Source organism: Aliinostoc maniaoense (genome assembly GCF_058172895.1).
Genome location: NZ_CP187952.1, coordinates 6,418,730 through 6,431,798, shown reverse-complemented (window position 1 = coordinate 6,431,798; position 13,069 = coordinate 6,418,730). Strand labels below are relative to the sequence as shown.

Genomic DNA, 13,069 nt, shown 5'->3' with positions numbered 1-13,069 from the left:
GACAAGTCTTTTGTGACCTCTCCCCCAACCCCTCTCCGACGCGGAGAGGGGAGTAAAAACATGATATATCAAGGAAAAAGCAAGGTTTTAAAGCCTCTACGCCACTTGCTACAAGTCGGGAAACCCCCCCAACGCAGTGGCTTATCCTTGCAGGGGAGAGGTACTCTACGAGAAGCAAGCTATGGAGAGTGGTTTTTCCAGTCGTCGAACTCACGTTATCATTACTTGCTCTATAAGAAAATTTTATATTCATAATATCAAAAATACTCTTTCCCCTACACCCCCACACCCTTACACCCTTACACCCCTACACCCCTACACCCCTTTCCAGTGAAGAAGACAAAAAGAAAGAGAGATGTACAATCATACATCTCTCTAGAGGAATAAACTTTAATTAAGCCTGTGTTTTGTGATGGAATTTACGCTTGATAGTCATACCAATTCCTAAAGCTGCGATCGCACCTAGGGTAGTGGTAGGTTCAGGAACTTTGGTAAAATTAGCATTGCTGAGGGTTAACTGTGACTCACCAATGCTATCGTCTACATCCACAACACCAACACCGACGCTATAGTCTCCAGCCGCTTGGAACACATAGTTAAATGGTGAGTTGCCAGTTAAAGATAAGACTGAGTTATTAATGGTGACAAAAGCAGTGTCACTATCACTAGTTGCAAAACTCCAGTCGAAGCTAAAAATATCACCAGCTTTCACACTAGCCAAAGTAGTTTTAATTGCAGAACCTTGGGTTGCACCAAAGAACGAACCCACAGGATCTAAACTTCCCCCAGGGATACCAAGAAAATCTTCTACACTACCGACACTACCGCCAGTCAAGGCAGTATTGAAAGTACCGGAATTGAGAGTAGCTTGAGTTGATGTGAGGTTGACATCACCAACACTATCCCAAGTAGATAAATCTAGATTAGCAGCATAACTGGGGCTAGCTACTGCCATAGCACTGATACTTAATAGACTGGCGGTGAGAAAGGAATTTTTGACGGAATTGAGCATGGGTTTTTAATGGTTGGTGAATTTAATAATGGGGCATGGGGCATGGGGCATGGGGCATGGGGCATTGGGTAAGCCCAAAACCCACTTCTACCAACTGTGTACACACAAATTTTTTAGAGTTAGTCAATACATTCACAATGTCAGGCGATACATTCACAACGTCAGGCAATACATTCACAATGTCAGGTGATACATTCACAATGTCAGGTGATACATTGGCAATGTCAGGTGATACATTAGCAATGTCAGGTGATACATTAGCAATGTCAGGTGATACATTGGCAATGTCAGGCGATACATTCACAATGTCAGGCGATACATTGGCAATGTCAGGCGATACATTGGCAATGTCGATGCAGCAACTTGTGTGTACACGGCAGAGTTAACGTTAAAACACGAAGTTTTGCAGATTATTCATCGCTGTTGGTGTGACGTTTTCTAAAATTAAGAATGGGCGGAAAATGCCGGGGTTTAGAGAACCATCGCTATCAATTTGCAAAATGGTACTGTTACTAGTGCTACCTTGGACTAAACGCACATAACCATCAGCAATGGCATCGCTACCGTTGTAGCCACCAGGAACTAAACTATCTAGTAACTGTGTCAGCACTATTTTGTCGCTACCTACCTCAAAATCAGTGATGGTATGCCCTACTTCTCTGAGGCTGGTGTAGACAAATTCGTCATTACCCTCACCACTAGTAATGGTTTTGCGCCCAGTACCGCCGACAATGCGATCGTTAGCCGCAGTACCGGTGATAGGATCACGGCTGCCAGTACCATTAAAGTTATTGAAATCGTTATCAAGGATGGTGAGGGTAGCACTAGCGTTAGTACCCAAATCGTATTTACTGCCATCTATGATATTGAGAATGACGGTTTCATTCCCTTCTACTAAGGCATCATTAACAGGGGTGACGGTGATATCAACGGAGGTTTGCCCGGCGGCGATGGTAGCAATACCTGTGAGATTGTCGTAATCGCTACCACTGCTAGCAGTGCCTTCAAGGCTGTAGTTAATGGTGAGGGACTTACTAGTATTGCCTACGCGAGAAATGCGAAAGACTCCGGGCTGTCCGTCTTCCGTAGCATTAGCAGTAGGAGCAGTGATACTAATTACCGGAGTAGGTAAGTTGAGAGGCTTGTCTAGTTCCAGAATGATAAACTCGTTGTTATCAATCTCTGGGGGACGGCCGATAGAGAAGGGATAGTTATTATCGTTGGCGAGTAGTAGGGTTTTTTCATCTAGAACCACTACAGATTCAATGGTGACGAAGGGGAAGTTAAATTTAGTACTACCATCGCCATTCACATCTTGAGGATCAGCGATATTGAGTAAATCGCCGATTTCTTCTTTGCTGACAAATCCATTAGCATCTTGTTTCGAGAAGTCAACTTTGAATAACTTCTTGAATTGCGCGCTTGCACCTTGCCCATTATCACGCTCAATGACTATAAACTCATTCTCATTAATAACGGTGATATCGCCGATCGCATGACTGGGATTTTCTAGGAAGTAGTAGCCGACTAAACCTTGATACTGCTTAGATGCAACATCAAATTTGTAAATGCGTATAGAGTTAGCAGGATCACCAGTAACAGTCCCTTCCAACATGGGATATAGGGTTTGCTTATCGAGACTGATAGCCATACCCTCAAAGCCACGGGAGCGAGACAGGTTAGGATTGGATGGTTCTGTGAGAAAATCGGGGTGATCAGGCGATCGCACAAATTCACCGGCGAACAAATCACGAACGCGATCGCCTGTACCTGGGAAGTCTGTGAAGTAGCCATCAATACCTAGCTGAATAAAATCTCTGTATTCTGCTTCGGCGTTGTTGTAGTCTGCTGCTAAATAACGTCCTTCGTTACGGAAGGTGTAAGGATGGACTAATAAGCCTGCTGCATGGGCATCTTGGACTAAAGTTGTGGGTGCAGTCAGGGTTTTATCAGCATCGTTAACTAAACCGTCGCCGTTGACATCATCTGCTGCTCCGTCACCGTTAGCATCCACACCTTGCACGGATCTAATCATCCGTTTCCAGGGGCCTATCCCATCGGCGTAAGTGGCAATTTCCGCTAAACCTGCGGCTGTGCGTAAGTCTGCATAGGTGCGAGTATCACCACTGACTACAAAATCGTAGGGTTGTACCTCTTGTAATGAGCCATCCAGATTGACATCAAATGCGTCTAGTAACTGCACTAAAGGTAAATCAACCCCAGCCGCAGGCATAATTACATCATTCAATGCCTTGAGATTCGCTGTCTCAAAGGACTGAATAAATATCCGTGATGGGTCAGTAAAATCATTAGCTAGGAGAGTATCAATTAACTTTTGAGTAATATCGTAGCCTTGCTGTAAAAAGTAAGTTGGGTGCTTGGTTTCGGGATAGATGCCGATTTTTTTACCTGTATCAAGTTCTACCTGTTTCACTAGAGCAATGATTTCGTCTAGTGTGGGAACTTTATACAAATCATTAAAGGATTGATCACGGAAACCAGGCTGGATTCTTGCCCGTAAGGTTTTGATTTCTGCTAGGGTAAAATCTTCCGCAAAGAAACCTTCTTCATCTCTACCATCAACATTTTTAGTCTTTTTGCGATCGCTAAATTCTGGCAGATCAGCAACGTTGGTAGTGTTAATTAAGTTGGGTTCGTGACGGGCAATTAACACTCCGTCTTTTGTCACTACTATATCCGGTTCAATGAAGTCAGCACCGCGCTCAATTGCCAACTTGTATGATTCTAGGGTATGTTCTGGACGTTCACCACTTGCGCCCCGGTGTCCAATGACAATTGGTGCTTGACCATTGAGAGTATTGAGATTGGTAATGTTGGGTGTAGGGATGGGTGCAGATAATAACTTACCAGTAGCATCAAAGTGCAGTAGGTAGGGGCCAAATTCTTCACCAATCCACAGTGTACCGTCGGCGGCGATTGTCAGGGATTCAATGTCAAAGTCTGCACCAGTTAGGAGTCTGTCACTAGTATTTTCATTGACAATCTGGAAGGGAATTTTGTTATCTGGGTCAGATAATTGGATAAAATCCAAGACATTAACGCTACCATCCCCTTGTTCTGTACCCCGGAAACTGGGGTCAACCCGGTAAATCCGCAGCAGGTAATCAGGACTATTAGCCTTACTACCAAAACCGTTGTCAGATAATAACCAGTAGGAATTATCATCAGCAACTTGTACCGCACTAAAGCCTTGAATGGGTTGTTTATCAATAAAGGGTACATCCCTACCGTTGGTGTTACCTGTAATTGCAGTTCCAGAGGTTGGCCCTTCTGCAAAGCTATCAGCCGGCAGGGATGCAAAACCTTTGAGGGTTAATTTTGACCCATCCAAGGTGTAGGGTAGTTCTAGTAAGCCGAGTTTTGAGGGCAAACTGGGGGAATTAACGGTAACGCCAATCGTACCATCAGAATTTGTCTGAGTCCCGACAATACTAAAATCGTTGTCGTTGACTAAAGCTAGAGTTTTGGAGTCTACTAAAGCCAAGCCTTCGAGTTTGCTAACTCCCGTGTAACCGAGTTCAGCCGCATTGGCAATCAGGCTTTTATTAACAGGCATAATATTCGCCGCCGCTAACTCAGCCACCGTTAACTGTTCAATAGTTTTACCAGGAGGCAAGTTTGCCAAGTTAGCAGGATCATTAATATTGGTTGCCCCTGCCAAATCAATCTGGAAAATCAGCTTGTTGGAGGTGTTGTCTTCTAAATCATCTCGCTCAACAACGGCGAATTTACCGTTACCTAGAGAGACAGCATCACCGATTTTGTCGGTTCTGGCGTTACCACTACCGGAAATATCTTCTAGGAGATAGAGATATTCACCTGTAACCTGTTTAGAAATAACGTCAAATTCCAAAATCCGCAGATTTACAGAACTTCTAGAGGTGGCATCATTACCGACATCTGGGTTATCAATGGCACTTTGAATAAAGGCATATAGTTTATTACCTTCCAGTGCTATAGCTTCAAAGCCCCGATTGCTGCGTCTTTGGGCGTAAACTGCCGGGAATACAGGTGTGCCAAAAAAAGTACCACCGTTTTGGCTGGAGTCCGTAGCATCACCAATAGGGATGAAGCGATCGCGCAATACTCCGTTACTGTCAAAGTGGTAAATTGCGGGACGATATTCATCCACCATCCACAAATCACCGTTGGGTGCAACGACAATACCCTCTAAATCTGCCCCCAAGGGGTCATTCGGTAGGGGCTGGCTATTCAAATCTACAGGATTTTCATCGGTGTAGGCTGTACCGCTAGCACCAGCTTGCAGGTTAGGTAGTCCAGTTAAGGGTGTGATACCATCGGGACGCAATAAGCCTGTTCTCTTGGTGATGGTAATTTCTCCGGTGCTGCGGTTCAATTCAAAGCTAACTACTTCTGGTTGAAAGTCTGGCAGGGGGAAAGGTCTGTTACCGTTGACGTTTTCGCCGTTGGGGCCTCTATCGGTGTGGGTGACAAACTTTAAGTTACCGTTAGCAGCAATGCCTTGGAAGTAAAGTCCAGAGAAACCACCAAGGAAAATATCTTCACCAGAGGTAGTTGTCCCTAACTTTGGTAGATCATTAAATTCGTAGACAGTCAGCTTTGGTTGTGCCATTGGAGTCCGGGGATTGTAACTCGTTGTATCAATTGCTAGGGGTTGGGGGAAAGCATGGGCGATGTTTTCCCAAGGAATAAATTTAAAATTGGTGTTGACGTTTTCGAGTTCCCCGTCATCTTCTACAAGTCTGGCGGGGTCGTTAGAACCGTCTTGAGTGACAAATAAACCGAAGGGGAAATTTGCTCCGAGGGGGACGTTGACCACATCTGCACCGTCAGATTCCTGGACGCTGTCAATTGAGCCGTTATTCCCAACAGCGAACCTACCTAAATATTCGTTATTACCTTCACGACTGTAGACAGCAAAGGTGTTGTCACCTTGGCTAGATACCAACAAGTAACCTGTACCATCTTTACCGTAGTAAATCGTCAAGCCTTCTACATCTTGGGTAAGATTAGAGCCACCCAAATCTTTGATTTTATCTATTAACTTGCCAGTGTTTTGGCCGTTGGGTTCAGCGTCAAATTTCCAAATCCCCACATTTTCTTGACCGATGTAGAGGTATCCCAATTCTTGGTCTGCAACCATCCCCTCGGTTTGGGGGTCAATGCCTGCATCGGTGGGGATGGTGAACTCTCGCACCCGTTCCGCGCCAATTTTACCGTTACCTTGGTCTATCAGCCGGAATTGCGCTACATCACCCGTTTCCCGACGATTGACAAAGACATAATAATCATTGCTAACAGGACTACGATATAAAGCCACCCCGTAAGCACTGCGTTCATCGGATGAGTAAGGTGGCTCAAAGGGTGCATCCTGGAACAGAGTCCCGATACTGCTGTCGGTGATGTCTTGGAGATATTCACCGGGGGTAGTAGGGTTGGGGTTAATTTTAAAGAATACCAGTTTATCGTTATTGCGATCGCTCGCCACGGCAATATCTACAGATTCACCACCCAAGTTAAATCCGTATTGCAAATCTATGTTGTTGTAACGAACATCTCCAGGGTTAACGGTTTGGAGTAAATTCCCAGATAAGTCATAAACCCTAACTCCGGCATTTTTCACTGCTGTCAATACCAAGCTGGCTGAAGGGTCGCTAGCATTGACATAAATTGCAGGGTCATCAGCATCGGCATCTTGGTCAACTACTGGGATGCTAGCATCGTCATCATCCAATAAATCGGGACGAGTTTCTACGGTGGGGGTAACTGTGGGGATTACCTCTGCACTCAAGGTCAGAATTTGGGTAAATTGGGCTGTGCTGAAGTTGTTATCACTCACCAAGACAATTGATTGACGACCATCAGCTAATTTGGGGTCGAAGGTAATACCTTCGATGTTATCTGTACCGGTGGGTAAATTCAGGTCATTTAAATTCAACACCAGGCGTTTACTAGCAGGTCTGAGGGCTGCTAATTCTGCCTCACTCAAGTTATTCAGGGAGTCAATAGTGCTGATATCCGTTGCACCTTGCAAAGACACCTCATAGATTTTGATGGTATTACCTACCCCAAGAGCAAAGGAGCGTTCGACAGCGAGGAGAGTACCCCGGTTATCAATTGCTAATAAATCAACTAAGCCATTATCTGCAAAACCTGTAGAGGGATTGGGAACATCTGCGATCGCATCGGTAATATAGAGATATTCTTTTTCTGGTTGACCGCTAAGTAAGTTGTATTGCAGGATGCGGGAAGGACTACCACTAGTTAAAGAGGCTCTTTCCCCATCTTGAAAGAGGGCGTTTTCGGTAGCTGTGTAGAGGGTTTTTTGGTCGGGGGAAATAGTCAGACTTTCAAAGGCTAAGTTATTCCGCACCCCTGATGTTTGGGTATCACCTGTATCAATAACACTATTACCGTTGGTATCTTCTACAGTGGGGGAAAACTTCACAGGTACGGGTAAAGAGCGTAATTCTTGACCAGTAGCTAAGTCAAATTCTTTAATCCAAGGATTGCTAACACGACCAGCGTTAATATTGGCTTCCCCTTCTGACGAGATAAATACCGTGCCATTTTTGGTTAAAGCGATACCTTCCGGGTCAAGGCTGAAAATAGGAAAGGTATTACCATTAGTGTCTTTGAGGGTGGTGACGTTGGTAAATTCTACATCGCCATTGTCTGTGAAGGTATAAAAACGGGCTGGGGCGATTTGAGAGCGATCGTCAGAAATCGCATAATACACATTATTAGTAGCATCATAGGTGACACCAGATAACCCCCCTACCTGAGTCGGTACACCATCTACAGTCCCGGCTGCACCTCCAGGAATCAACCCTGTAGGAAAGGTGGTTTGTTCGACAAATTCCGCATCAGGAACGGTTTTTCCGGCTGGTGTTGCCCCTACTTCTACGTCTACCCACACCAAACGATGGTCGGAACTAGGAAAGGGAAAAGTTCCTACAGGAGCAAATTCTGGGTCAGTATTTACAGGCCAAAATACGGCTGAGTTAGTAATTTGCAAATCTGTAGAGGGTAGAACATAATCACTCCGCAAATTCCCTGGACTTCCATCAGCAAAATCTGCTGTGTCAAAGTAGGGATTACCCCGATGGTTCGCGTTTGCACCACCTTGTAAAGCCGCTTGCTGGGGTGCGCCGGGACTGCTGGGGATGAAGTTGGTATTAATATTGGGGTTTTGTAACAGTTGCCTAATAGCGTTGTCAAAACTATCACCATCATAAGGATCAGCATTTTGATCCCCCATAATTACAAAACTTGACCCAGACTTTAAACCCCCTATATTACCTGCATCATCATAGATATAATCACCTTTATCGGCGGTGATATAGTCTGCCCAAAAGCGAATTTCATCATGGTTGCGTTTACCGTTGCGGTCTTCTGCACCATCAAATACTGGGGGTGTAGGATGACTGGCCAATACATGGATTGTTTCACCATTGACTAGGATGGGTACATCCCAGTGACTTTTGGAAGATAACCGCAAAATTGCTTGTTCTTCTGGAGAATACCAAGGAGTATCTGAGCCAGCAGTTTTAATTGTAGGTAATAAGGAATCTGGCATATCCTTCCATAAGAAGTTTTGGAAGGTGCGTATATTTGCGGTGTCTATGGGATATTTAGACAACAGCAACATCCCAAACTGTCCGGGGAAATTGCCAAAACCAAAGGCATCATTCCCGCCGCCAACTGAGCCGTTGTTATCTAAATCAAACCCTGATGGTATACCTGTGTTAGAAGGTGCAATATAAACGTAGGGATACTCAACAGGAGTTGCACCATTTTGACTAACGCTGAGGTAATTTTGTTGGAAGAATTGAACTGGTTGGAGTGGATTACTAACAACATAATCAAATTCATTAATCAGCAACACATCTGGGTTATTGCGCTGAATAATTTCCGCCACAGCCTGAGCTTGAGCGTTGTTAGGCGTAGATAAATCACTGACTAACTGGCCTTCGCTATTACGGTTGAGAGAAGCGTTGAACTGGGAAATGCGGATTGTTGGTTTAGTCGTCATAATATTAATTAAAAATTCCCACTTTAGAGAGCTTTTTGCCGCAAGAAGTTTAATTTTTCATCTATGGCTGGATTGGGAGTAACAGGCATGAGTGCAGCAAAGAGTGATAGTTAATTGCTGGATATCTGCATTAATTAGTTTTTACGTAGGAACACTCACACAGAAAATTAAGGCGATCGCCAAAAAAACAGCAATAAACCTTAATTCAGTATTTATTCGGATTGTTAAATTTCAAATTATCCCAGCTACATTAAGGAATTACTAGCAAATGGTTAAGTAATTCGTAATTCGTAATTGGCTACCCTGAGAGTGTAGTGGGGCGCAGGCTTTACGTAACGATGCTCCCCCCCGCTACGCTCTAAGCGCAGCTATGCCGCAGGCTTTACGTAATTAAGAATTGTGATTTTGGATATTTTTGGGGTGATTTTATGCTTTAAAAACAATATCCCCAACTTCTCCAAGAAATCGGGGATGTGGCGATAGTGAATAATTTTTCTGTGCTTTCGTAGGTTGGATATGTTGCTTAATTTTGGAGAATTGCTGTAAGGGACTCCCAAATAAAAAATATCCAAAATCTAGGATGCGTCAGTTTGATAAAACCTAACTATACCAAGAAGTTATTTATACTCACGCACCCTACCCACTACGTTTGCAAAGCTCCCTGCTCCCTGCCCCCTGCCCCCTGCTCTCCACTCCCTGCTCCCTGCTGATGTTTTAGCTCAGTCTGAGTGTACATTCTAAAATTAATTTTTGATTTACCAAAGAGTAGGGCTGAATCTCTAACGCGCGTCTAAAAGCTTTGATAGCTTTACTGTATTTTCCTAAAGCGGCGTAACATAAACCCATCCCATGTAATGCGCCGAAATGTACGGAGTTAATCTGCATTACCATCTGACAATCGCCTAGGGATTTACGATAATCACCTATACTGTAGTAGAGAAAAGCACGACGATTCCAAGCCTCGGCAAAGTCAGGTTGTTCTTTGATGAGTTCGGTAAGAATTTTTTCCGCTTCAGTAGTTTCCCCAGCATCAAGCAATTTTTGACTTTGATCGATTTTTTCTAGCCCGTAAACTCCCTTTTGCTGAAACCAAATACGCCAGAGTTTCTTTGTTGCTTGATCCCGGACTAAAGCATCAGGATTTTTTAAATCTTCAAGTAAAGAGCTAATTGATAAAGAATCCATGAATTTAAACTTGGCAATTTTCAGTAATTGTCTCCTTGTATCAAGGTATCAAGTTTCGTATAAGTTTGCTGCTTTGATTTTTAAATTCATCTTAAAAATTCCACTGACAAAATTTTTGATTCAGCAATTTGTGGGAATTTTAATGTATCAAGAAACACTATTATTCTGTACTTAAGTATATAAACTTATCCGCAATTACTCAGGACAATATCAAAACTTTGAAAAACACAAACTCACCATCGCTATTTAATAAAGATTCAGTAAATAATAGTTCATCAAAAAATTACAAACTCCGTATTCTTGCTTTTAGCGGTACTTAAACTAATTCACCCATGTTCAGCAACAGATGCAAACCCCAAAACCGGGTTGATATCTGCCTTTCTTCACGGAAGTTTCAAGAAACAGGGGTGTAAGGGTGTAGGGGTATAGGGGTATAGGGGAAGAAAAAAGTGTTTCTTTCATTCATAGCGGGTGGTGTGCCGCCAGTGCGCCTGCTCCTCAGAAATAAGGCAGGGGGCAGGGGGAAAGAGGATTTTACAGAGTCGGGAGTTCGACTCTAGGCGTAGGAGATGTTAGACAGTCCCAGACTGCAATCTCTGTCTGATGCCTGAATCCCCCGTTTTAAAAACGGGGGAGTGGCTCAATACGTAATACCAATTCTCTATGAAGTTGCGCCGAATAAATGATGTAGAGACGTTGCCTGCAACGTCTCTACAGTAAAGAATAAAGTGCATATTCATCAAGAAACCGTATAAGTATTTCTTATTAATTACGTTAGCGTAGCGGGGGGGAGCATCGTTACGTAGCTTGCTTCCGCGTAGCGGTATTACGAATTAATATCATGGGGAGGCTTGGATTTACCGGTTAGTCCGAGTAATGCGACTAAGGCGATCGCATATGGTAACATGACCAAAAATTGATAGGGAATATTTGCTCCCAAGGCTTGAATACGTAACTGTAAAGCTTCCGTCCCGCCAAATAACAAACAAGCTAAGGTACTACCAATAGGATGCCATCTACCAAAGATTAAAGCAGCGATCGCAATAAATCCTCTACCAGCACTCATCCCTTCTGTAAAGAATTTTATCTGTACTAGGCTTAGATAAGTTCCTCCCAAGCTAGCGAGAATACCACTGATTATTACTGCTAAATATCGCACTCTGGATACTGATACTCCAGAGGTGGCTGCCGCCTGGGAATATTGCCCAACGGCGCGTAAGGTTAAACCAAAGTTAGTATGAAATAAAACATACATACTCCCAGCTACCAACACCAACAATAAATAAACTAGAATATCTTGCTGAAACAATAACTCCCCTAGTATGGGTATATGCGCTAAACCGGGAATGACTATCGGCTCAATTCCTGGCAATCTTTGGGTACTAGCACCATTAAATACCAGTCGCGCTAAAAATGAAGTGACTCCAGCCGCTACTAAATTAATTGCTAACCCTGAAACTAATTGATTGACGTATAAACTCACACATAAAAAAGCATGGAGTAAACCAACTAATCCTCCAGCTATCACAGCAGCAAATACACCGAACCAAGGGTTTCCACTGTAAAAGGTAGCTACAGCACTAGTAAAAGCACCAGTTAAGAGCATTCCTTCTAAGGCAATATTTAAGACTCCTGAGCGTTCGGAATACATACCCCCAAGGGCAGCAAAGGCTAAGGGTACGGCTAAACTTAAACTAGCAAGTAGATAATCAGTGAGCATAAGCTGAGTTTTAAACGCAGAGGCACGCTAAGGGCAACGCAGAGGTTACTTGGCGATGTTTTGCGTTTTTGTTTCTATTGCGAGACTAATGGCAATAAATAATACTGTTAAACCTTGAATGGCGTAAATTACGGTGACGGGAACTCCGGCACTGCGCTGCATGACGTTTGCACCACTACGCAAAGCGGCGAAAAATAAGGAAGTTAAGATGACACCGCCAATACTACCACGACTTAAAAAGGCGATCGCAATGGCATCAAATCCATAACCAGGGGAAACTTGTTCAAATAAACGATATTTCAACCCCATTACTTCTGACGCACCCGCTAACCCAGCTAACCCACCGGCTAAAAACATGACTAAAATAATGGTAAGTTCTACGGAAATATGGGCATAACGGGCGGCGATGGGGTTAAATCCGACGGCGGCAATTTGGTATCCTAGAGGCGATCGCACTAACAATACCCACAATATCCCCGCTACTATCAATGCTACTAAAATCCCGGCATGGGCTAGACTCTGGGGTAAAATAATCGGTAATTGGGCAGATTTGGCAATTAATGGGGAATAAGGACTAGGTGCGGCTGGTGCTTTTAAGGGGTGTTGAACTAAGTAACTGACTAAATTGATGGCGATGTAATTTAGTAGCAATGTAGAAATGACTTCGTTGACTCCCCGCACGGCTTTGAGATAACCAGGAATGCCACCCCATACCCCACCTAAAAGAAAGCCAGCCGCCATTGCTAGGGGAATGTGAATGAATGGGGATATTTCTGGTAAATATAATCCTACTAAAGTGCTGCCCAATGCCCCCAGGTAAATTTGTCCTTCCCCACCAATGTTAAATTGACCCGCCCGCAAGGCGATTAATACCCCTAAACTGGTGAATAATAGGGGTGTCATCTTTGTCAGGGTATTGCCAAACCCAAAGTAACTAAAACAGGATTCTTGTAATAAGGCTGTGTAGGCTGTAATCGGATTTGCCCCAGCTATTAATATAAGGATAGCACCTACCATCAGGGCAGAAGCGATCGCCATAAGCGGTGAAAGGATGGGCAACCATGCAGCATAAATCCGATTAATTCGTGTCATATTTAAGGAAGCTCACACCCCA

Annotated in this window: 6 protein-coding genes; all 6 read right to left on the bottom strand. The window is 43.8% G+C overall.

Annotation, left to right across the window (positions count from 1 at the left end; all coding sequences use genetic code 11):
* Window positions 1-394 precede the first annotated feature (394 nt).
* The gene (locus ACPZ3T_RS28280) at window positions 395-1,012 is read right to left on the bottom strand and encodes a PEP-CTERM sorting domain-containing protein (protein WP_490272745.1); all 618 of its coding nucleotides are present in this window, start codon (window positions 1,010-1,012) and stop codon (window positions 395-397) included.
* A 22-nt stretch (window positions 1,013-1,034) separates the two neighbouring features.
* Complete coding sequence (locus ACPZ3T_RS28275; RefSeq protein WP_490272744.1) at window positions 1,035-1,316, bottom strand: hypothetical protein; 282 nt, start codon at window positions 1,314-1,316, stop codon at window positions 1,035-1,037.
* Window positions 1,317-1,400: 84 nt separating this feature from the next.
* The gene (locus tag ACPZ3T_RS28270) at window positions 1,401-9,050 is read right to left on the bottom strand and encodes a phytase (protein ID WP_490272743.1); all 7,650 of its coding nucleotides are present in this window, start codon (window positions 9,048-9,050) and stop codon (window positions 1,401-1,403) included.
* 714 nt (window positions 9,051-9,764) lie between these two features.
* Entirely contained in the window at window positions 9,765-10,235 is a 471-nt protein-coding gene (locus ACPZ3T_RS28265; protein ID WP_490272742.1) for a tetratricopeptide repeat protein, read from the bottom strand.
* 826 nt (window positions 10,236-11,061) lie between these two features.
* Window positions 11,062-11,955, bottom strand: a complete 894-nt coding sequence (locus ACPZ3T_RS28260; protein ID WP_490272741.1) for an ABC transporter permease — start codon at window positions 11,953-11,955, stop codon at window positions 11,062-11,064.
* Between the two features lie 45 nt (window positions 11,956-12,000).
* Window positions 12,001-13,047 carry an ABC transporter permease gene (locus tag ACPZ3T_RS28255; RefSeq protein ID WP_490272740.1) on the bottom strand — a complete coding sequence of 349 codons (1,047 nt, stop codon included), beginning with the start codon at window positions 13,045-13,047 and terminating at the stop codon, window positions 12,001-12,003.
* Window positions 13,048-13,069: the final 22 nt, after the last annotated feature.

Bases quoted from the DNA above. Each gene is read 5' to 3' on its own strand.
- ACPZ3T_RS28280 (WP_490272745.1), bottom strand. From the start codon at position 1,012: ATGCTCAATTCCGTCAAAAATTCCTTTCTCACCGCCAGTCTATTAAGT.
- ACPZ3T_RS28270 (WP_490272743.1), bottom strand. From the start codon at position 9,050: ATGACGACTAAACCAACAATCCGCATTTCCCAGTTCAACGCTTCTCTC.
- ACPZ3T_RS28265 (WP_490272742.1), bottom strand. From the start codon at position 10,235: ATGGATTCTTTATCAATTAGCTCTTTACTTGAAGATTTAAAAAATCCT.
- ACPZ3T_RS28260 (WP_490272741.1), bottom strand. From the start codon at position 11,955: ATGCTCACTGATTATCTACTTGCTAGTTTAAGTTTAGCCGTACCCTTA.
- ACPZ3T_RS28255 (WP_490272740.1), bottom strand. From the start codon at position 13,047: ATGACACGAATTAATCGGATTTATGCTGCATGGTTGCCCATCCTTTCA.